The following is a 20,496-nucleotide window of genomic DNA, read 5'->3' as shown; positions in this document are numbered from 1 at the left end:
GGAGGGCCGTAGCCCGCCTTGTAGTGGAGTTTACACACCGCGACAGAAAATGCCCGAGGGTTTTGCTGTAGCAAGGTCGAATAAAGACTGCTGGGTCAGGGTTAAATTCTACCGGCTGCAATCGTTTTTAGAGGTGCCCTTGTACCCACGCGCAATCGCCGGGTTTGCCCCAGGCGACATTCTTTTCACCGGAGAGTAACGAGGAATCCATGAAGGTTCTTGTAGCTGTCAAACGAGTGGTCGACTATAACGTCAAGGTTCGCGTCAAGGCGGACAACTCCGGCGTCGACCTTGCTAACGTCAAGATGTCCATGAACCCCTTCTGCGAAATCGCCGTAGAAGAAGCCGTGCGCCTGAAAGAAAAAGGCGTGGCGAGCGAGATCGTCGTCGTTACCGTCGGCCCGGCCACTGCCCAGGAGCAACTGCGTACTGCCCTGGCACTGGGTGCTGACCGTGCGGTGCTGGTTGAGTCCGCTGAAGAGCTGACCTCGCTGGCCGTCGCCAAACTGCTCAAGGCTGTTGTCGACAAAGAACAGCCTCAGCTGGTAATCCTTGGCAAACAAGCCATCGACAGCGATAACAACCAGACCGGCCAGATGCTGGCTGCGCTGACCGGCTTCGCCCAGGGCACCTTCGCTTCCAAAGTTGAAGTGGCTGGCGACAAAGTCAACGTTACCCGTGAAATCGACGGCGGCCTGCAGACTGTAGCGCTGAACCTGCCTGCGATCGTCACTACCGACCTGCGCCTGAACGAGCCACGCTATGCGTCGCTGCCGAACATCATGAAGGCCAAGAAGAAGCCACTGGAAACCGTTACTCCAGACGCGCTGGGCGTTTCCACTGCCTCCACCAACAAGACCCTGAAAGTCGAAGCGCCGGCTGCTCGCAGCGCAGGTATCAAGGTCAAGTCGGTTGCTGAACTGGTCGAGAAACTGAAGAACGAGGCGAAGGTAATCTAAATGACTATCCTGGTTATCGCTGAACACGAAAACGGTGCCGTTGCCCCGGCCACTCTGAACACTGTTGCTGCTGCCGCCAAGATCGGCGGTGACATCCACGTGCTGGTCGCAGGCCAGAACGTCGGTGGCGTCGCTGAAGCTGCTGCCAAGATTGCTGGCGTGGCCAAGGTGCTGGTTGCCGATAACGCCGCCTACGCCAACCTGCTGCCAGAAAACGTAGCGCCGCTGGTTGCCGAACTGGGCAAGGGCTACAGCCACGTGCTGGCACCGGCCACCTCCAACGGCAAGAACATCCTGCCGCGCGTTGCCGCCCAGCTGGACGTCGACCAGATCTCCGAAATCATCTCGGTAGAATCGGCTGACACCTTCAAGCGTCCGATCTATGCCGGTAACGCCATTGCCACCGTGCAATCGAACGCTGCCGTCAAGGTCATCACCGTCCGTGCCACCGGCTTCGACGCCGTTGCCGCTGAAGGTGGTTCGGCTGCTGTTGAAGCAGTTGCTGCTGTGCACAACGCCGGTACCTCGGCTTTCGTTGGCGAAGAGCTGGCCAAATCCGACCGCCCTGAGCTGACCGCTGCCAAGATCGTCGTTTCCGGCGGCCGTGGCATGCAGAACGGTGACAACTTCAAGCACCTGTACGCCCTGGCCGACAAGCTCGGCGCTGCGGTCGGTGCTTCGCGCGCCGCCGTCGACGCAGGTTTCGTACCGAACGACATGCAGGTCGGTCAGACCGGCAAAATCGTCGCGCCACAGCTGTACATTGCCGTCGGTATCTCCGGCGCGATCCAGCACCTGGCCGGTATGAAAGACTCCAAAGTGATCGTTGCGATCAACAAGGACGAAGAAGCGCCGATCTTCCAGGTGGCTGACTACGGCCTGGTTGCTGACCTGTTCGAAGCCGTACCTGAGTTGGAGAAGCTGGTTTAATCCGGCAGCTTCACTTATAAAAGAGCCCGGTCCGGGCGGGTTGTGCAAGCGACGTCTTGCGCAGCCCGCGGACCGGGCTTTTTTGTTTTCGGATGACGGGTTGGGAGGCAGATGCATGGGATGGCTTGGCCGGATGAACACGGCACTGTTGTGCGCGGTCGTGTTGTTGCCGTCACAGGTGTTGGCGGTGGGCAAATGTGAGCGCCTGGTGGCCACTGGCAGCCCTGATGCACCCCCTTATTCGTGGCGTGACCCGCAAGACCCCAGACACCTGATCGGTGCCAGTGTTGACCTGTTCAAGCAGGTGGCCGCTGAGCTGGGGGTGAAGGTTGAAGTTCTCGACAGCGGTTCGCGCAGTCAGGCGCTGGAAGAAGTACGCAGTGGTCGCGTGGACCTGCTGATCGACTCGCCTTTCGCCGTCGCGGAACTTACCCGCGTGGACTACATACACCCGTCGTTGCTCAGCAACGAGTACGTCGTCTGGACCCGCCACGATTCGCCACTGGTCTACGACACCTTGTCCGACCTGCGCGAACAGCGCGGCAGTGTTTCGGAAAAAGCGCGTTTAACCGCCGAATTTTCAGCCTACGCCAAGAGCCAGTTACAGCTTGCTCCGGCGCAGAATCTGACTCAGGCCTTCCAGAAATTGTTGCTGGGACAAGTCGACTACGTGCTGGCCGGGCGCTATGCCGGTATGGCCATGGCACAAAGCCTGGGCATGAGCAATGCGTTGATTGCCCGCGGTCTGCCAGTGGACCGGCCAGGCCTGTATCTGGCGCTGTCACATAACTCGGCCTGCAATGACGCGTGGTTACGTGGGCAACTGGCAAAAAAGCTGACAGAATTGCCGGCCTCCGGCGTGTCCCAAGCGGTACTGCAGCAAAACGTCGAGCGCTGGAAGGCGCAGGTGCAGAAATCGCTGGATGCCCCTAAACAGTAGGAAAATTGTGTGAGAACTCATTCACTATTCGCCGCCGTGGCGCTGCTGGCCTTGGCTGGATGCGCCAATGACCCGGCGCCTAATGAACAGCTACGTCTGTCTGAGCAGGCACTGGAACAAGCCAAGGCCGTTGGTGCGACCAATGAAGTGCCAGAGCTGAAAATGGCCGAAGACAAAATGGCGCGTGCCCAGGTCAACATGAGCAATGAGGCTTATCGTGATGCGCGGATGCGTGCCGAGCAGGCCGAGCTGGATGCGCGTCTGGCGGAGGCGCGGGTGCTGACCAGCAAAAGCAAAGAGCAATTGGAGCTGCTGCAGTCGCGGGTCAACCGCCTGCGTAAGCAATTGGGGGAGCAGCCATGAGTTCGATCAAGCCTATGGCGGCATTATTGTTGCTGGGTCTTGTCGGCCTGCAAGGCTGTGCCAGCCAGCGCAGCGAGACGGCGCTGGATGAAGCGACAGCGAAATTCCAGACGGTGAAAGACGATTCCAATGTGCTGCGCAGTGCGCCGCGCGATGTGATCCGTGCCGGTGAATCGCTGGCGCGGGCGGAGCGTCTGTCCAGCTATCTGGGGACCGGCGCCGATGTTCGTCACTATGCTTACCTGAGTCAGCGTTACAGCGATATCGCTCGTGAGCACAGCAACCTGGTACTGAATCAGGAGCGCTTGGCCAAGCTTGAGCTTGAGCGTCAGCGCCTGCAGTTGGCGCTGCGTGAGGCCAAGCTGGCCAGCGTGCAGCAGCAGGGCAAGTGGCTGGAGGCGCAAATTGTCAGTTTGGCCACCACCCAGAGCGATCGCGGTCTGGTCATGACGCTGGGTGATGTGCTGTTCGATACCGGTCATGCGGAGCTGAAAAATTCTGCCAGCCGGACCGTGCTCAAGCTTGTGCAATTCTTGCAACTCAACCCCAAGCGAGTTGTGCGTATCGAGGGATACACCGATAGCACGGGTTCGTCGGAAGACAATCTGAAGTTGTCCCGTGACCGCGCTCAGGCTGTGGCGGACATGCTGGTTGATCTGGGTGTTGATGAAAAACGCATCCAGGTAGAGGGCTATGGCGACCAGTACCCGGTCGAGGCCAACGCTTCGGAACGGGGCAGGGCGCAGAACCGTCGAGTCGAGATCGTCTTTTCCGACGAGAAAGGCAGGCTTGGCGCGGCGCGCTGAGTGCTGAAGCTGAAAACCCGGTGAGCACCCCTCACCGGGTTTTTTTATGGCCTTAACGGTAGGAGCGGGCTTGCCCCGCGATTGCGCGCTGTCAGGCACACCGCAATCGCGGGGAAAGCCCGCTCCTACCGGGGTAGGGCAGTTGAGACGAGGTGGGGCTGTCACACAACTGTATTGTCGACTATTCTTCAATCTGTCCCAGTACACTTTGCAACTGTTCCGGTATTCTGGCTCGAATTCTGAGTCGTACAAAAATAATTACATTGCCTGCGTGTCGAGAACCGATCATGACCAACCTGCTGCTCTACCAGCGTATCGCCCAGCAACTGGCCGAAGACATTCGTCGTGGTGTCTATCAGCCCGGTGAGCGAGTGCCGTCGGTGCGCAAGATGAGTTCGCAGCTCAATGTCAGCCATGCCACGGTGTTGCAGGCCTACGCCAACCTTGAAGATCAAGGCTTGATCCGGGCGCGGCCGCAGTCGGGCTACTACGTGCACCAAACTCCGGCTTTGACCGCGCAGACGCCGGATATCGCCCGGGTAGAGCGCCCTGGTCTGGTGACGCGCAGCAGCATTATTCAGCAGGTGCTGGCCGAAGCGCGTCGCGATGGCGTGTTCCCGTTCGGTGCGGCAGTGCCGCATGTCGATTATTTGCCAGTGCGCGCGTTGCACCAGCAATTGGCCAAGGTCACGCGATTCCATAGTCCGCGGGCGTTCAGCTATATGTTCAGCCCGGGCTTCGAGCCTCTGCGTCGGCAGATTGCCATTCGCATGCGAGATGCGGGGGTGGTGGTTGATCCCAGTGAAGTGGTGGTCACTCACGGCTGTGTGGATGCCCTGCAGATGTCGCTGCGGGTGTTGACCAAGCCGGGTGATCTGATTGCTGCCGAATCGCCGACTTACTATGGCTTGCTGCAGTTGGCTGATCTGTTGGGGCTCAAGGTCATTGAAATTCCCAGTGATCCTTCGACAGGCATCAGCCTGGAAGCGCTACAACTGGCCGCCAATCAGTGGCCAATCAAGGCTTTGGTGCTGACGGCGCGGCTGAGTAATCCGCTGGGTGGCACCATTCCGGAAGATCGGCAGAAGCAGTTGCTGCGCCTCGCGTCGGATTTCGATATCCAGATTGTCGAAGACGATATCTACGGCGAGTTGATGTTCGAGCAGGGCAAGAGTAAAGCCCTCAAGGCCTTTGATCGCCTGGGACGGGTGATCTACTGCTCAAGCTTTTCCAAGACCCTGTCGCCCGGGGTGCGCATTGGCTGGATGATCGCCGGTAAGTATCAGGCGGAAATCCAGCGCTTGCAGACCTTTACCACGCACTCAGCCTGCAGCGTGACCCAGATGGGGGTTGCCTCCTATCTGGAAAATGGCGGTTACGATCGACACTTGCGTTACATCCGTCAGGAATACCGGAAAAATCTCAGTGCTTACCAATTGGCGGTACAGCAGCATTTCCCTGAAGGCACGCAGATGACCCGGCCGACCGGCGGTTTCATTTTGTGGGTCAGCTTGCCTGGGCGGGTCAATACCCAGGAGTTGCATGTGCGTGCGCTGCAGCAGGGGATCAGTATCGCTCCGGGGCTGATTTTCAGTAATACAGAGCAGTTCAACCACTGCATTCGCTTGAACTGCGGTATCCCTTGGAATCGCGAGGCGGAGCGTGCCCTGATGACCTTGGGTATGCTTGCCAGCCAGCTGTGTCAGGAGTCGGGCGCGGCTAACTTTTTCTAGGTTTGTAATCAAGCTTGCCAGTCTTCCCGGGAACGGGGAGCATATACCTCTTTGCAGGTGATTTTGGGTGTATATGAAAGCCTTGTCTCAGGTCAGTCTGTTGGTGTGCCTGTTGGGTTTGCTGGCAGCCAACGGCAACGTCATGGCCCAGACATCACCTCCCACTGCGTCGGCAAAGCAAGCGAATGCCGCGCCGAAAGCTCAGGCCAAAGCCCAGCAGAAGCAGGTCAAGCCTGCTCCGGTGAAGAAAAAGCCGGTTGCCAAGACGGGGCACAGCAAGTCGAAGCAGGGCAAAGCTGTACCGCCCGCGTTGCCCTCTGCCAAGCTGGATCTGCGTCTGCCGGCCGAGATGGTCAAGGATCTCAAGCCGGCTACCCAGGATGCCGTGCCAACACCCAAGCCGTTGTTGCCTCATCTGTTTGGTGAAAAGCCACCTTCTGAAAGTCCGTTCCAGTTGAACGGCCGGTTGCTGAGCAACGAAATGCAACTGCAGCTGCGCAATGATGCGCGTCAGTCAGACATCGAAGGCGCTGCCATCGAGTTCGAGTTCAAGCAGTAGTCACTGCCCGACCTGCAGGTCATGGTTATTCGCGACATTTTTCATGTGGCCAGTAATTTCAAACGACCGTTTAAGCGGTTACTATCCGGGTTCATTCATCATTTGCTGTACCGAGGATTCTGTTGTCATGAATTGCCGTGAAGGATGTGGCGCCTGCTGCATCGCGCCTTCCATCAGCTCGCCCATGCCGGGTATGCCCAAGGGCAAGCCGGCCGGGGAGCGGTGTTTGCATCTGTCGGTGAGCAATCTCTGCGCATTGTTTGGCAAGCCGGAGCGGCCTGCGGTGTGTGGCGGTTTCAAGGCTGATGTCGAGGTGTGCGGCGGTGATCGTGATGAAGCGATCAGAATCCTGGGGTGGTTGGAGCAAGTGACGGCAGCTTGAAGCGCAGAACCTGGACAATAAGGAACAAAAGAATGGGATCGTTTAAGCAAGTGGCACTGGTCTTGGGTCTGAGTGCGGTGTTGGTGCCTTTGGCACAGGCCGAAAACTGGAAGCAGGCCAAGAGCGAAGAGGGCATCAAGGTGGACCTGAGTGAGGTCGCCGGTTCCGACTACAAGGCCTATCGTGGCGTGACCTTTATCAAGGCGCCGCTGGCAAAGGTCAGGGCATTGCAGGAAGACGTTGTCGGTGCTTGTGCCTGGATTCATGAATGCAAGTCGCAAAAGCTGCTCAAGTCCGAGGGTAATCAAAGCTGGACTTACACCCAGTTCAATACGCCATGGCCGGTTACCCCGCGCGATTCCGTTTTGCATGTCACCACGATTGAGGCGACCGACGGTAGCTTGACCCGCAAGCTTGAAGGGCTGCCGACTTACGTGCCGGAAGAGAAGGGCTTTGTGCGTGTCGCCAAGGTTGATGGTTTCTGGAAGTTGACCCCCAAAGATGGCGGTACCGAGGTGACGTACCAGGTGCACACCGAGCCAGGTGGCAGCGTGCCGTCGGTGGTGGCGAACAAGTTTGTGGTGGATGCGCCGTTCAATACCCTCAAGGCATTGAAAGCGAAGGCCGAAAAGCCGTAGTTGAGGAATACAGTTGCGCGAAGCTAGCACTTTGCCGTAACTGTAGGAGCGGCGGTCCGGCTTGCCCCGCGATCGCGGTGTGTCAGACGTTCCGCAATCGCGGGGCAAGCCCGCTCCCACAGGTGGTGCAAAACAGTTGCACACACACCATAAAAAAGGCTGCCCGAGGGCAGCCTTTTTCGTGTTCAGCGCAGGGCTTACTTGCGGTCTTCCAGCTTGACGATGTCGCGTGCTTCGTAGCCGGTGTACAGCTGGCGTGGACGGCCAATCTTGTACGGGCTGGAGAGCATTTCTTTCCAGTGCGAGATCCAGCCGACGGTCCGCGCCAGGGCGAAGATCACGGTGAACATGCTGGTTGGAATGCCGATCGCCTTGAGGATGATCCCCGAGTAGAAGTCGACGTTCGGGTACAGCGAGCGCTCGATGAAGTACGGATCGGTCAGGGCGATCTCTTCGAGACGCATGGCCAGTTCCAGCTGCGGGTCGTTCTTGATGCCCAGCTCGCGCAGGACTTCGTCGCAGGTTTGCTTCATGACGGTGGCGCGCGGGTCGCGGTTCTTGTAAACGCGGTGACCGAAGCCCATCAGCTTGAACGGATCGTTCTTGTCTTTGGCCTTGGCGATGAACTTGTCGATGTTCGAGACATCGCCGATTTCATCGAGCATGGTCAGTACCGCTTCGTTGGCGCCGCCGTGAGCCGGGCCCCACAGTGCAGCGATACCGGCAGCGATACAGGCGAACGGGTTGGCACCCGAAGAGCCGGCCAGGCGTACGGTGGAAGTCGATGCGTTCTGCTCGTGGTCGGCGTGGAGGATGAAAATCCGGTCCATTGCCTTGGCGAGGGTCGGGCTGATCGGTTTGATCTCGCACGGGGTGTTGAACATCATGTGCAGGAAGTTTTCTGCATACGACAGGTCGTTGCGCGGGTACATCATGGGTTGACCCATGGAGTACTTGTACACCATCGCTGCCAGGGTCGGCATTTTGGCGACCAGGCGTACCGCGGAAATTTCGCGATGCTGCGGGTTATTGATGTCCAGCGAGTCGTGGTAGAACGCCGACAGGGCGCCTACTACGCCGCACATGACGGCCATCGGGTGGGCGTCGCGGCGGAAGCCGTTGAAGAAGGACTTCAACTGCTCGTGCACCATGGTGTGATTCTTCACGGTGCTGACGAACTGGGCCTTCTGCTCGGCATTCGGCAGTTCGCCGTTGAGCAGCAGGTAGCAGGTCTCGAGGTAATCGGATTTCTCGGCGAGCTGTTCGATCGGATAGCCGCGGTGCAGCAGGATACCCTTGTCGCCATCGATATAAGTGATCTTCGACTCGCAGGATGCGGTCGCCATGAAACCAGGGTCGAAAGTGAAGTGACCCGTGGCCCCCAACCCTCTAACGTCGATAACATCGGGACCAACGGTGCCGGTTAAAATGGGCAGCTCGACGGGGGCTGCGCCCTCGATGACCAACTGCGCTTTTTTGTCAGCCATGTGGCCTCCTATTAATGCTTGAAATCATCAGACAGACCCCCCACGCAGGGCCCGCACCACTATAGTGAGATAAATTCGAATGTCAATTTGCCTAAAGCACGGTTGTAAAGGGCTTTGGGCGCGGTTTTTCCTCGAAATTGCCGCCCGTTTACGCCTTTTATGCGCTAAAGGCAATCCGCTATTTGGGCTAGGGCCTTGCGTTGTCATTAGTAGCCTAACTGTCTATAATCGGCCCCCGACCGCCAGGGGCTTGCAAGCCCGTGTTGCTGGGGTCGTCACTCCCTGGGTGGTGGGTACCTGACCAGTACACTTACCAACAACTTTGCCCTGCTTGCTAGGGGCTCTTCAGTGTGAAAAAAGCCGTGAAAAGCCAACGACCTGTAAACCTAGACCTAAGGACCATCAAACTCCCCATTACCGGCGTTACGTCATTTCTTCATCGTGTTTCCGGCATCATCCTCTTCCTGGGCCTTGGCATCATGCTTTATGCATTGGGCAAATCCCTGGGTTCGGAGGAAGGCTACGCCGAGGTGAAGGCATGCTTGACCAGTCCGCTGGCCAAATTCGTGGCATGGGGCCTCCTGTCCGCCTTGCTGTATCACTTGGTTGCCGGTGTGCGCCACTTGATCATGGACATGGGCATCGGTGAGACGCTGGAAGGCGGAAGACTGGGCTCGAAAATTATCATCGCCGTCTCTGTGGTGGTGATCGTGCTGGCAGGAGTTTGGATATGGTAACCAACGTCACGAACCTCTCGCGTTCGGGCCTCTATGACTGGATGGCGCAGCGTGTTTCTGCGGTCGTTCTCGCGGCTTATTTCATTTTCCTGATCGGATACCTGGTCGCGCACCCGGGCATCGAGTTTGCCCAGTGGCACGCTCTGTTCTCCAACAACGCGATGCGTATCTTCAGTCTGCTGGCACTGGTTGCCCTGGGCGCTCACGCCTGGGTCGGCATGTGGACCATCGCTACCGACTACCTGACGCCGATGGCGCTGGGCAAGTCGGCGACTGCTGTACGTTTCCTGTTCCAGGCGGTATGTGGTGTCGCGATGTTCGCGTACTTCGTCTGGGGTGTGCAGATTCTCTGGGGTATCTGATTCATGGCTAACATTCCTACGATTACATTCGACGCCATCATCATTGGTGGCGGCGGTGCCGGCATGCGCGCTGCGCTGCAGCTGGCCCAGGGTGGTCACAAGACTGCCGTGATCACCAAGGTCTTCCCGACCCGTTCGCACACTGTATCGGCCCAGGGTGGTATCACCTGCGCCATCGCTTCGGCCGACCCGAACGATGACTGGCGCTGGCACATGTACGATACCGTCAAGGGTTCCGACTACATCGGTGACCAGGACGCTATCGAATACATGTGTCAGGAAGGCCCGGCTGCGGTCTTCGAACTGGACCACATGGGTCTGCCGTTCTCGCGTACCGAAACCGGCCGTATCTACCAGCGTCCGTTCGGTGGTCAGTCCAAGGACTACGGTAAAGGTGGCCAGGCCGCCCGTACCTGTGCTGCTTCCGACCGTACCGGTCACGCGCTGCTGCACACCCTGTATCAGGGCAACCTGAAAGCAGGTACCACGTTCCTGAACGAGTACTACGCTGTTGACCTGGTGAAAAACCAGGAAGGCGCGTTCGTCGGTGTCATCGCGATCTGCATCGAAACCGGCGAAACCCTGTACATCAAGTCCAAGGCCACCGTACTGGCCACTGGCGGTGCGGGCCGTATCTACGCCTCCACCACCAACGCCCTGATCAACACCGGTGACGGTATCGGTATGGCCCTGCGTGCAGGCGTGCCGGTTCAGGACATCGAAATGTGGCAGTTCCACCCGACCGGTATTGCCGGTGCCGGTGTACTGGTTACCGAAGGTTGCCGTGGTGAAGGTGGATACCTGATCAACAAGCATGGCGAGCGTTTCATGGAGCGTTACGCGCCTAACGCCAAAGACCTCGCTGGTCGTGACGTTGTGGCCCGTTCCATGGTTAAAGAGATCATCGCCGGTAACGGCTGTGGCCCTAACGGCGACCACGTGATGCTCAAGCTTGACCACCTGGGTGAAGAAGTTCTGCACAGCCGCCTGCCAGGCATCTGTGAGCTGTCCAAGACCTTCGCACACGTTGACCCAGTTGTTGCGCCGGTTCCTGTTGTTCCAACCTGCCACTACATGATGGGCGGCGTTGCCACCAACATCCATGGCCAGGCCATCACCCAGGACGCCGACGGCGTCGACCAGATCATCCCAGGTCTGTTCGCAGTAGGTGAAGTGGCGTGCGTATCGGTTCACGGTGCCAACCGTCTGGGCGGCAACTCGCTGCTCGACCTGGTGGTATTCGGCCGTGCGGCGGGTCTGCACCTGGAAAAAGCGCTGAGCGACGGTATTGAATACCTCGACGCCAGCGACACCGATATCGACGTTGCCCTGAGCCGTCTGAACAAGCTCAACGAGCGCAACACTGGCGAAGACGTGGCTACCCTGCGTCGCGAGCTGCAAAGCTGCATGCAGAACTACTTCGGTGTATTCCGTACTGGCGAATACATGCAGAAGGGTATCGAGCAGCTGGCGCAACTGCGTGAGCGCATTGCCAACGTCAAGATCAACGACAAGTCCCAGGCCTTCAACACCGCGCGTATCGAAGCGCTGGAGCTGCAGAACCTGCTGGAAGTTGCTGAAGCCACTGCAATCGCTGCAGAAGTTCGTAAAGAGTCCCGCGGTGCCCACGCCCGTGAAGACTTCGAAGACCGTGACGACGAAAACTGGCTGTGCCACACCCTGTACTTCCCGGGCGAAAAGCGCGTTGCCAAGCGCGCCGTCAACTTCGCGCCGAAAACCGTACCGGCGTTCGAGCCAAAAGTCCGGACTTACTAAGGGGTGGTCGCTATGTTGCAAGTCGAAGTCTATCGTTACAACCCCGATACCGACTCTGCGCCGAAAATGCAGACGTTCCAGGTCGATACCGGTGGCAAAGACCTGATGGTGCTGGATGTATTGGCACTGATCAAAGAACAGGACGAAGGTTTCTCGTATCGTCGTTCTTGCCGCGAAGGTGTTTGCGGCTCCGATGGTATGAACATCAACGGCAAGAACGGCCTGGCGTGCATCACGCCGCTGTCGGCCGTGGTCAAGCGTAACAAGCTGATCATTCGTCCGTTGCCTGGACTGCCGGTCATTCGTGACCTGGTCGTCGATATGAGCATCTTCTACAAGCAGTACGAGAAGGTGAAGCCATTCCTGCAGAACGACACGCCGGCTCCGGCCATCGAGCGTCTGCAGTCGCCAGAAGAGCGTGAGAAGCTGGACGGTCTGTACGAGTGCATCCTGTGCGCTTGCTGCTCTACGTCCTGCCCATCGTTCTGGTGGAACCCTGACAAGTTCCTCGGTCCAGCTGCACTGTTGCAGGCCTATCGCTTCCTGGCCGACAGCCGTGACACCAAGACCCAGGAGCGTCTGGCTTCGCTTGACGATCCGTTCAGCGTATTCCGCTGCCGCGGAATCATGAACTGCGTAAACGTTTGCCCTAAAGGTCTGAACCCGACCAAGGCAATCGGTCACGTACGTAACATGTTGCTGCAAAGCGGTACCTGATTTTAAAAGTGTTGTACCCGTAGCACGCCAAGGTGCGGGCATCTGCCCGCACCAAGGTGAAACCAAGCGAAGGCCCACAAAGCCCGAGCTTTTACCTATGAAGATATGAGACCAGCAGGGGCTTCCGGGCTGGTACCCGGAAAATCTGTGGGATCCTTGGTGGCTTGGTTCGGTCGCTGCATTGGGACTTTTCCAGGCTTGCTATGGCTCTCGCCGATCCGTCCCCTAACCGAGGGTGACCAAGCATGCAAGAAAGCGTGATGCAGCGCATGTGGGAAAGCGCCCACCTTTCAGGTGGTAACGCTGCATATGTGGAAGAGCTCTATGAGCTTTACCTGCACGACCCTAACGCTGTGCCAGAAGAGTGGCGCACTTACTTCCAGAAGTTGCCCGCCGAAGGCAGCACCGCTACCGATGTATCGCACTCGACAATCCGCGACCATTTCGTACTGCTGGCAAAGAACCAGCGCCGCGCCCAACCGGTTTCCGCCGGAAGCGTGAGCAGTGAACACGAGAAGAAGCAGGTTGAAGTACTGCGACTGATCCAGGCCTACCGTATGCGCGGCCACCAAGCCGCCAAGCTCGACCCCCTGGGGTTGTGGCAGCGCCCTGCGCCAGTAGACTTGTCGATCAATCACTACGGCTTGACCAATGCCGATCTTGATACGACCTTCCGTGCCGGCGACCTGTTCATCGGCAAAGAGGAAGCGAGCCTACGCGAAATCTTCGACGCTTTGCAGCAGACATATTGCCGCACCATTGGCGCCGAATTTACCCACATCGTCGACTCCGAGCAGCGCAGCTGGTTCCAGCAGCGTCTGGAGAGCGTTCGTGGGCGTCCGGCCGTTTCCGCGGATGTCCAGAGCCACCTGCTCGAGCGTGTGACCGCAGCAGAAGGTCTGGAAAAATACCTGGGCACCAAGTACCCGGGCACCAAGCGTTTCGGCCTGGAAGGCGGCGAAAGCCTGATTCCGATGCTGGACGAGATGATTCAGCGTTCCGGTTCCTACGGTACCAAAGAAGTTGTGATCGGCATGGCCCACCGTGGCCGTCTGAACGTGCTGGTCAACACCTTCGGCAAGAACCCGCGCGAGCTGTTCGACGAGTTCGAAGGCAAGAAGAAGGTCGAGCTGGGTTCCGGTGACGTTAAGTATCACCAGGGCTTCTCGTCCAACGTGATGACCGCCGGTGGTGAAGTTCACCTGGCCATGGCGTTCAACCCTTCGCACCTGGAAATCGTATCGCCAGTGGTTGAAGGCTCGGTACGTGCCCGTCAAGACCGTCGCAACGACACCGTTGGTGACAAGGTTCTGCCGATCTCCCTGCACGGTGACGCAGCATTCGCCGGCCAGGGCGTGGTCATGGAAACCTTCCAGATGTCGCAAACCCGCGGTTTCAAGACCGGCGGTACTGTGCACATCGTGATCAACAACCAGGTTGGTTTCACCATCAGCAACCCGCTGGACTCGCGTTCCACCGAGTACGCCACCGACGTCGCCAAAATGATTCAGGCGCCGATCCTGCACGTAAACGGTGATGATCCAGAAGCGGTACTGTTCGTGACCCAGCTGGCCATTGACTACCGCATGCAGTTCAAGCGTGACGTGGTCATCGACCTGGTCTGCTACCGTCGTCGCGGCCACAACGAGGCTGACGAACCGAACGGCACCCAGCCGCTGATGTACCAGCAGATCGCCAAGCAGCGCACTACCCGTGAACTGTACGCCGAAAGCCTGATTCAGGCGGGCCGCCTCGATGCCGAGCGCGTTCAGGCCAAGGTTGACGAGTACCGCAACGCGCTGGACAACGGCCTGCACGTAGTGAAGAGCCTGGTCAAAGAGCCGAACAAAGAGCTGTTCGTTGACTGGCGTCCATACCTGGGTCACACCTGGACGGCGCGTCACGACACCCGTTTCGACCTCAAGACCCTGCAGGAACTGTCGGCCAAGCTGCTGGAACTGCCAGAAGGCTTCGTGGTTCAGCGTCAGGTTTCGAAGATCTACGAAGATCGCCAGAAGATGCAGGCCGGTGGCTTGCCGATCAACTGGGGCTACGCCGAAACCATGGCCTACGCGACCCTGCTGTTCGAAGGTCATCCGATCCGTATGACCGGTCAGGATATTGGTCGCGGCACTTTCTCGCACCGCCACGCGGTGTTGCACAACCAGAAAGACGCCAGCACCTACCTGCCACTGAAGAACCTGTACGCCGGTCAGCCACGTTTCGACCTGTACGACTCCTTCCTTTCGGAAGAAGCAGTACTGGCCTTCGAATACGGCTACTCCACCACCACGCCAAACGCGCTGGTGATCTGGGAAGCCCAGTTCGGCGACTTCGCCAACGGCGCCCAGGTGGTTGTCGACCAGTTCATCACCAGCGGCGAGCACAAGTGGGGCCGTCTGTGCGGTCTGACCATGTTGCTGCCACACGGTTATGAAGGGCAGGGGCCTGAGCACTCCTCGGCACGTCTGGAGCGTTACCTGCAGCTGTGCGCCGAGCACAACGTCCAGGTTTGCGTACCGACCACGCCGGCTCAGATCTACCACCTGCTGCGTCGCCAGGTCATCCGTCCGCTGCGTAAGCCGCTGATCGTACTGACACCTAAGTCGCTGCTGCGCCACAAGCTGGCCATCTCGACCCTGGAAGAACTGGCCGAAGGCTCGTTCCAGACCGTGATCCCGGAAATCGATACCCTCGATCCGAAAAAGGTCACTCGCCTGGTCCTGTGCAGCGGCAAGGTCTACTACGATCTGCTGGAAAAACGCCGTGCCGAAGGCCGTGAAGACATCGCCATCGTGCGTATCGAACAGCTGTATCCATTCCCTGAGGACGATCTGGTCGAGATCCTCGCGCCGTACACCAATCTCAAAGATGTGGTGTGGTGCCAGGAAGAGCCGATGAACCAGGGCGCCTGGTACAGCAGCCAGCACCACATGCGTCGTATCCTGACCCGCCACAATAAAGAGCTGGTTCTGGAATACGCCGGTCGTGATGCTTCGGCAGCACCAGCCTGTGGCTATGCTTCGATGCACGCTGAGCAGCAAGAAAAGCTGCTGCAAGATGCTTTCACTGTTTAATGCCATCGCGCACTAGAAACCGAATTTAAGGAACCACTGATAATGGCTATCGAGATCAAAGCCCCTACTTTCCCGGAATCGGTTGCCGATGGCACCGTTGCCACCTGGCACAAGCAACCGGGCGAAGCCGTCAAGCGCGACGAGCTGATCGTCGACATCGAGACCGACAAAGTCGTTCTGGAAGTCCTGGCAACTGCTGACGGCGTACTGGGCGCTATCGTCAAGGGCGAGGGCGAAACCGTCCTGTCCGACGAAGTCCTGGGTTCGATCGAAGAAGGTGGCGTTGCTGCCGCTGCTCCTGCCGCTGCAGCAGCTGCTGCTCCGGCTGCCGCTGCTGCGCCTGCTGCTGGCGACGAAGACGCCATCGGCGCTCCGGCTGCTCGCAAGCTGGCTGAAGAGAACGGCATCGCGCTGAACAGCATCAAGGGCACCGGTAAAGACGGTCGCATCACCAAGGAAGACGTCGTCGCTGCCATCGAAGCGAAGAAATCCGCTCCGGCTGCTGCGCCTGCTGCCAAGCCTGCCGCTGCCGCTGCTGCACCGGTTGTCGCCACTGGCGATCGTACCGAGAAGCGCGTTCCGATGACCCGTGTACGTGCCACCGTGGCCAAGCGCCTGGTTGAAGCACAGTCGAACATGGCCATGCTGACCACCTTCAACGAAGTCGACATGACCGAAGTCATGGCCCTGCGTTCGAAGTACAAGGACCTGTTCGAGAAGACCCACAACGGCGTACGCCTGGGCTTCATGTCGTTCTTCGTCAAGGCCGCTACCGAAGCGCTGAAACGCTTCCCGGCTGTCAACGCCTCGATCGACGGCTCCGACATCGTCTACCACGGTTACGCGGACATCGGCGTTGCCGTTTCCAGCGACCGTGGCCTGGTGGTACCGGTTCTGCGTAACGCCGAGCTGATGAGCCTGGCTGAAATCGAGAACGGCATTGCTACCTTCGGCAAGAAGGCGCGTGACGGTAAACTGTCGATCGACGAAATGACCGGCGGTACCTTCACCATCACCAACGGTGGTACCTTCGGTTCGATGATGTCGACCCCGATCGTCAACCCGCCGCAGGCTGCTATCCTGGGCATGCACAACATCATCCAGCGTCCTATGGCCGTCAATGGTCAGGTCGTAATCCGTCCGATGATGTACCTGGCACTGTCCTACGATCACCGCCTGATCGACGGTAAAGAAGCCGTGACCTTCCTGGTGACCATCAAGAACCTGCTGGAAGATCCAGCTCGTCTGCTGCTGGACATCTAAAAAAACAGCTGCAAGTTGCAAGCGCCACGCTTCCCCTGGAAGCCGGTCGTCTTGCAGCTTGCAGCTTGTGGCTTGAAGCTAAAAGGAATCTTTTATGACCCAGAAATTCGACGTGGTAGTGATTGGCGCAGGTCCTGGCGGCTATGTAGCTGCTATCAAGGCTGCGCAGCTCGGTCTGAGCACTGCCTGTATCGAGAAGTACACTGACGGCGAAGGCAAACTGGCCCTCGGCGGTACCTGCCTGAACGTGGGTTGCATTCCATCCAAGGCGCTGCTGGACAGCTCCTGGAAGTACAAGGAAGCCAAAGAGAGCTTCAACGTCCACGGTATCTCCACCGGCGAAGTCAAAATGGACGTCGCTGCGATGGTTGGCCGCAAGGCTGGCATCGTCAAGAACCTGACCGGCGGTGTTGCCACCCTGTTCAAGGCCAACGGCGTTACTTCGATCCAGGGTCACGGCAAACTGCTGGCTGGCAAGAAAGTCGAAGTCACCAAGGCTGACGGCACCACCGAAATCATCGAAGCCGAAAACGTGATCCTGGCTTCCGGTTCGCGTCCGATCGACATTCCACCGGCTCCGGTCGATCAGAACGTCATCGTCGACTCCACTGGCGCCCTGGAATTCCAGGCTGTGCCTAAGCGTCTGGGCGTGATCGGTGCAGGTGTCATCGGTCTGGAACTGGGTTCGGTCTGGGCTCGCCTGGGTGCCGAAGTCACCGTTCTGGAAGCACTGGACACCTTCCTGATGGCTGCTGACACCGCCGTCTCCAAGGAAGCCCTGAAGACCCTGACCAAACAAGGTCTGGACATCAAGCTGGGCGCACGCGTCACCGGTTCCAAGGTCAACGGCGCTGAAGTCGAAGTGACCTACACCGATGCCAACGGCGAACAGAAAATCACCTTCGACAAGCTGATCGTTGCGGTCGGCCGTCGTCCAGTGACCACTGATCTGCTGGCTGCCGACAGCGGCGTGACCATCGACGAGCGTGGTTTCATCTTCGTTGATGATCACTGCGCGACCAGCGTACCGGGTGTTTACGCCATCGGTGACGTGGTTCGTGGCATGATGCTGGCGCACAAAGCCTCGGAAGAGGGCATCATGGTTGTCGAGCGCATCAAAGGCCACAAAGCCCAGATGAACTACGACCTGATCCCTTCGGTTATCTACACCCACCCGGAAATCGCATGGGTCGGTAAAACCGAACAAACCTTGAAGGCTGAAGGCGTTGAGGTTAACGTGGGCACCTTCCCGTTCGCGGCCAGCGGCCGTGCGATGGCTGCCAACGATACCGGTGGTTTCGTCAAGGTCATCGCCGATGCCAAGACCGACCGCGTTCTGGGTGTACACGTGATTGGCCCATCGGCTGCCGAACTGGTGCAGCAGGGTGCAATCGCAATGGAATTCGGCACCAGCGCTGAAGACCTGGGCATGATGGTTTTCTCCCATCCGACCCTGTCCGAAGCGCTGCATGAAGCCGCACTGGCAGTGAATGGCGGTGCCATTCACGTAGCCAACCGTAAGAAGCGTTAAACAATAAGAAACCACGGCGGGTGGCCCGTCGTGAGTCTTGCGTGCATGACTCACCGCGGAAAGTCCGCCGGACTCGAACTCCCGGAGCATACCGGGGGCATGTGGTCACAGGTGGCGCGGCACTCCAAAAGAGCGCAGCGCCGAAGCGCAGTACCTAACGAAGACGGTAAAAAGCATGAATCTTCACGAGTATCAGGGTAAGCAGCTGTTCGCTGAATACGGCCTGCCAGTTTCCAAGGGTTTCGCAGTCGATACCCCTGAGCAAGCTGCAGAAGCCTGCGAAAAGATCGGCGGTTCGGAGTGGGTTGTTAAAGCCCAGGTCCACGCTGGTGGTCGCGGTAAAGCGGGCGGCGTCAAGCTGGTTCGCAGCAAAGAAGACGCCAAGGCGTTCGCTGCGCAATGGTTGGGCAAGCGTCTGGTGACCTACCAGACTGACGCCAACGGTCAGCCAGTGACCAAGATCCTGGTCGAATCCTGCACTGACATCGCCAAAGAGCTGTATCTGGGCGCTGTAGTCGACCGTTCGAGCCGTCGTATCGTGTTCATGGCTTCCACCGAAGGTGGCGTGGACATCGAGAAAGTCGCTCACGAAACTCCTGAGAAGATCATCAAGGCTACTATCGATCCGCTGGTTGGCGCTCAGCCATTCCAAGGTCGTGAACTGGCGTTCCAGCTGGGTCTGGAAGGCAAGCAAGTTGCACAGTTCGCCAAGATTTTCGTCGGCCTGGCCAAGCTGTTCAAAGAACACGACCTGGCCCTGCTGGAAGTCAACCCGTTGGTCATCAAGGCCGACGGCGACCTGCACTGCCTCGATGCCAAGATCAACATCGACGCTAACGCCATGTACCGTCAGCCTAAGCTGAAAACCTTCCACGACCCGTCGCAAGACGATCCTCGTGAAGCCCACGCTGCCAGCTTCGAGCTGAACTACGTGGCCCTGGAAGGCAACATCGGCTGCATGGTCAACGGTGCTGGCCTGGCCATGGGTACCATGGACATCGTCAACCTGCACGGCGGCAAGCCAGCCAACTTCCTCGACGTAGGTGGTGGTGCTACCAAAGAGCGCGTGACCGAAGCCTTCAAGATCATTCTGTCCGACAGCAATGTCGCGGCCGTTCTGGTCAACATCTTCGGCGGCATCGTTCGCTGCGACATGATTGCCGAAGGCATCATCGGTGCAGTGAAAGAAGTGGGTGTTAAAGTTCCGGTTGTCGTCCGTCTGGAAGGCAACAACGCTGAACTGGGCGCTAAAGTACTGGCAGAAAGCGGTTTGAACATCATTGCGGCCACCAGCCTGACCGACGCTGCTCAACAAGTTGTAAAAGCTGCGGAGGGCAAGTAATGAGCGTCCTGATCAATAAAGACACCAAAGTTATCTGCCAGGGCTTCACCGGCTCGCAAGGTACTTTCCACTCCGAACAAGCCATCGCCTACGGCACCAAGATGGTTGGCGGCGTGACTCCGGGCAAGGGCGGCACCACTCACCTGGGCCTGCCAGTGTTCAACACCGTTAAAGAAGCCGTTGCGGCTACCGGTGCTGACGCTTCGGTTATCTACGTTCCAGCTCCTTTCTGCAAAGACTCGATCCTGGAAGCGGCTTTCGGCGGCATCAAGCTGATCGTCTGCATCACCGAAGGCATTCCTACCCTGGACATGCTGGATGCCAAGGTCAAGTGCGACGAGCTGGGTGTTACCCTGATCGGCCCTAACTGCCCAGGCGTCATCACTCCGGGCGAGTGCAAGATCGGCATCATGCCAGGTCACATCCACTTGCCAGGCAAGGTCGGTATCGTTTCGCGTTCCGGCACCCTGACCTATGAAGCCGTCAAGCAGACCACTGACGCCGGTTTCGGTCAGTCCACCTGCGTTGGTATCGGTGGTGACCCGATCCCAGGTTCGAACTTCATCGACATCCTGAAGCTGTTCCAGGAAGACCCGAAGACCGAAGCGATCGTTATGATCGGTGAGATCGGCGGTTCGGCTGAAGAAGAAGCGGCTGCTTACATCAAGGCTAACGTGACCAAGCCTGTGGTTTCCTACATCGCTGGTGTTACCGCTCCTGCGGGCAAGCGTATGGGCCACGCTGGCGCCATCATCTCCGGCGGCAAAGGCACTGCAGACGAGAAATTCGCTGCCCTGCAAGACGCCGGTGTGAAAACCGTCCGTTCGCTGGCAGACATCGGCAAGGCCCTGGCCGAGCTGACTGGCTGGGAAGTGAAGAAGTAATCACTGCCCA

General features: G+C 58.5%; 19 protein-coding genes. 18 read left to right on the top strand and 1 reads right to left on the bottom strand.

Annotation, left to right across the window (positions count from 1 at the left end):
* Positions 1-209 precede the first annotated feature (209 nt).
* The 9 genes from ACP6KB_RS18920 (at position 210) to ACP6KB_RS18880 (ending at position 7,310) form a co-directional block, all read left to right on the top strand.
* Positions 210-959 carry an electron transfer flavoprotein subunit beta/FixA family protein gene (locus ACP6KB_RS18920; protein ID WP_009396278.1) on the top strand — a complete coding sequence of 250 codons (750 nt, stop codon included), beginning with the start codon at positions 210-212 and terminating at the stop codon, positions 957-959.
* A complete protein-coding gene (locus ACP6KB_RS18915; RefSeq protein WP_133216685.1) occupies positions 960-1,889 on the top strand; it encodes an electron transfer flavoprotein subunit alpha/FixB family protein in 930 nt (309 codons plus the stop codon).
* A gap of 133 nt (positions 1,890-2,022) precedes the next feature.
* Positions 2,023-2,829 carry a substrate-binding periplasmic protein gene (locus ACP6KB_RS18910; protein WP_442108842.1) on the top strand — a complete coding sequence of 269 codons (807 nt, stop codon included), beginning with the start codon at positions 2,023-2,025 and terminating at the stop codon, positions 2,827-2,829.
* Between the two features lie 9 nt (positions 2,830-2,838).
* Positions 2,839-3,192: a DUF4398 domain-containing protein gene (locus tag ACP6KB_RS18905; RefSeq protein ID WP_442108841.1), complete on the top strand. Its 354-nt coding sequence runs from the start codon at positions 2,839-2,841 to the stop codon at positions 3,190-3,192.
* Positions 3,189-3,998 (top strand): OmpA family protein, encoded by an 810-nt coding sequence (locus ACP6KB_RS18900; protein WP_442108840.1) that lies wholly within the window; start codon positions 3,189-3,191, stop codon positions 3,996-3,998. Before ACP6KB_RS18905 ends, ACP6KB_RS18900 begins: the two co-directional genes overlap by 4 nt.
* A 287-nt stretch (positions 3,999-4,285) precedes the next feature.
* On the top strand, positions 4,286-5,731 hold the full coding sequence (locus ACP6KB_RS18895) for an aminotransferase-like domain-containing protein (protein WP_442108839.1): 1,446 nt from the start codon (positions 4,286-4,288) through the stop codon (positions 5,729-5,731).
* Between the two features lie 73 nt (positions 5,732-5,804).
* Positions 5,805-6,290, top strand: coding sequence for a translation initiation factor 2 (locus tag ACP6KB_RS18890; RefSeq protein WP_442114340.1), 486 nt, complete (start codon positions 5,805-5,807; stop codon positions 6,288-6,290).
* A 127-nt stretch (positions 6,291-6,417) separates the two neighbouring features.
* Entirely contained in the window at positions 6,418-6,672 is a 255-nt protein-coding gene (locus ACP6KB_RS18885) for a YkgJ family cysteine cluster protein (RefSeq protein ID WP_442108838.1), read from the top strand.
* 32 nt (positions 6,673-6,704) lie between these two features.
* Entirely contained in the window at positions 6,705-7,310 is a 606-nt protein-coding gene (locus ACP6KB_RS18880) for an START domain-containing protein (RefSeq protein WP_442108837.1), read from the top strand.
* A gap of 197 nt (positions 7,311-7,507) precedes the next feature.
* On the opposite strand, the gene gltA is transcribed toward ACP6KB_RS18880, so the two are convergent.
* Positions 7,508-8,797 (bottom strand): citrate synthase, encoded by a 1,290-nt coding sequence (gltA, locus tag ACP6KB_RS18875; protein WP_128324477.1) that lies wholly within the window; start codon positions 8,795-8,797, stop codon positions 7,508-7,510.
* A 350-nt stretch (positions 8,798-9,147) separates the two neighbouring features.
* Between gltA and sdhC the strand changes: the two genes are divergently transcribed.
* The 9 genes from sdhC (at position 9,148) to sucD (ending at position 20,486) form a co-directional block, all read left to right on the top strand.
* Complete coding sequence (sdhC, locus tag ACP6KB_RS18870; RefSeq protein ID WP_177494597.1) at positions 9,148-9,534, top strand: succinate dehydrogenase, cytochrome b556 subunit; 387 nt, start codon at positions 9,148-9,150, stop codon at positions 9,532-9,534.
* The gene (gene sdhD, locus ACP6KB_RS18865; RefSeq protein WP_028945358.1) at positions 9,528-9,896 is read left to right on the top strand and encodes a succinate dehydrogenase, hydrophobic membrane anchor protein; all 369 of its coding nucleotides are present in this window, start codon (positions 9,528-9,530) and stop codon (positions 9,894-9,896) included. The genes sdhC and sdhD overlap by 7 nt, the downstream gene beginning before the upstream one ends.
* 3 nt (positions 9,897-9,899) lie before the next feature.
* A complete protein-coding gene (gene sdhA / locus ACP6KB_RS18860; protein ID WP_442108836.1) occupies positions 9,900-11,672 on the top strand; it encodes a succinate dehydrogenase flavoprotein subunit in 1,773 nt (590 codons plus the stop codon).
* 12 nt (positions 11,673-11,684) lie between these two features.
* On the top strand, positions 11,685-12,389 hold the full coding sequence (locus ACP6KB_RS18855; RefSeq protein ID WP_045188779.1) for a succinate dehydrogenase iron-sulfur subunit: 705 nt from the start codon (positions 11,685-11,687) through the stop codon (positions 12,387-12,389).
* Positions 12,390-12,634: 245 nt separating this feature from the next.
* Positions 12,635-15,466: a 2-oxoglutarate dehydrogenase E1 component gene (locus ACP6KB_RS18850; RefSeq protein ID WP_442108835.1), complete on the top strand. Its 2,832-nt coding sequence runs from the start codon at positions 12,635-12,637 to the stop codon at positions 15,464-15,466.
* 42 nt (positions 15,467-15,508) lie between these two features.
* Positions 15,509-16,729 carry a 2-oxoglutarate dehydrogenase complex dihydrolipoyllysine-residue succinyltransferase gene (gene odhB, locus ACP6KB_RS18845; protein ID WP_442108834.1) on the top strand — a complete coding sequence of 407 codons (1,221 nt, stop codon included), beginning with the start codon at positions 15,509-15,511 and terminating at the stop codon, positions 16,727-16,729.
* Positions 16,730-16,823: 94 nt separating this feature from the next.
* The gene (gene lpdA, locus ACP6KB_RS18840) at positions 16,824-18,260 is read left to right on the top strand and encodes a dihydrolipoyl dehydrogenase (protein ID WP_107025469.1); all 1,437 of its coding nucleotides are present in this window, start codon (positions 16,824-16,826) and stop codon (positions 18,258-18,260) included.
* A 175-nt stretch (positions 18,261-18,435) separates the two neighbouring features.
* Positions 18,436-19,602: an ADP-forming succinate--CoA ligase subunit beta gene (sucC, locus tag ACP6KB_RS18835; RefSeq protein WP_442108833.1), complete on the top strand. Its 1,167-nt coding sequence runs from the start codon at positions 18,436-18,438 to the stop codon at positions 19,600-19,602.
* Positions 19,602-20,486 (top strand): succinate--CoA ligase subunit alpha, encoded by an 885-nt coding sequence (sucD, locus tag ACP6KB_RS18830; protein ID WP_038613108.1) that lies wholly within the window; start codon positions 19,602-19,604, stop codon positions 20,484-20,486. Before sucC ends, sucD begins: the two co-directional genes overlap by 1 nt.
* Positions 20,487-20,496: the final 10 nt, after the last annotated feature.

Source organism: Pseudomonas sp. NUPR-001 (assembly GCF_052147955.1).
Lineage (GTDB): Bacteria > Pseudomonadota > Gammaproteobacteria > Pseudomonadales > Pseudomonadaceae > Aquipseudomonas.
Note: the sequence above shows the minus strand (reverse complement) of the source record. Positions and strands in the feature narration are given on the sequence as shown.

Coding starts and splice junctions, on each gene's coding strand:
- ACP6KB_RS18880 (WP_442108837.1), top strand. CDS start 6,705: ATGGGATCGTTTAAGCAAGTGGCACTGGTCTTGGGTCTGAGTGCGGTG.
- sucD (WP_038613108.1), top strand. CDS start 19,602: ATGAGCGTCCTGATCAATAAAGACACCAAAGTTATCTGCCAGGGCTTC.
- lpdA (WP_107025469.1), top strand. CDS start 16,824: ATGACCCAGAAATTCGACGTGGTAGTGATTGGCGCAGGTCCTGGCGGC.
- sdhA (WP_442108836.1), top strand. CDS start 9,900: ATGGCTAACATTCCTACGATTACATTCGACGCCATCATCATTGGTGGC.
- sdhD (WP_028945358.1), top strand. CDS start 9,528: ATGGTAACCAACGTCACGAACCTCTCGCGTTCGGGCCTCTATGACTGG.
- odhB (WP_442108834.1), top strand. CDS start 15,509: ATGGCTATCGAGATCAAAGCCCCTACTTTCCCGGAATCGGTTGCCGAT.
- ACP6KB_RS18915 (WP_133216685.1), top strand. CDS start 960: ATGACTATCCTGGTTATCGCTGAACACGAAAACGGTGCCGTTGCCCCG.
- ACP6KB_RS18855 (WP_045188779.1), top strand. CDS start 11,685: ATGTTGCAAGTCGAAGTCTATCGTTACAACCCCGATACCGACTCTGCG.
- ACP6KB_RS18920 (WP_009396278.1), top strand. CDS start 210: ATGAAGGTTCTTGTAGCTGTCAAACGAGTGGTCGACTATAACGTCAAG.
- ACP6KB_RS18885 (WP_442108838.1), top strand. CDS start 6,418: ATGAATTGCCGTGAAGGATGTGGCGCCTGCTGCATCGCGCCTTCCATC.
- ACP6KB_RS18895 (WP_442108839.1), top strand. CDS start 4,286: ATGACCAACCTGCTGCTCTACCAGCGTATCGCCCAGCAACTGGCCGAA.
- sucC (WP_442108833.1), top strand. CDS start 18,436: ATGAATCTTCACGAGTATCAGGGTAAGCAGCTGTTCGCTGAATACGGC.
- ACP6KB_RS18850 (WP_442108835.1), top strand. CDS start 12,635: ATGCAAGAAAGCGTGATGCAGCGCATGTGGGAAAGCGCCCACCTTTCA.
- ACP6KB_RS18910 (WP_442108842.1), top strand. CDS start 2,023: ATGAACACGGCACTGTTGTGCGCGGTCGTGTTGTTGCCGTCACAGGTG.
- ACP6KB_RS18890 (WP_442114340.1), top strand. CDS start 5,805: ATGAAAGCCTTGTCTCAGGTCAGTCTGTTGGTGTGCCTGTTGGGTTTG.
- ACP6KB_RS18900 (WP_442108840.1), top strand. CDS start 3,189: ATGAGTTCGATCAAGCCTATGGCGGCATTATTGTTGCTGGGTCTTGTC.
- gltA (WP_128324477.1), bottom strand. CDS start 8,797: ATGGCTGACAAAAAAGCGCAGTTGGTCATCGAGGGCGCAGCCCCCGTC.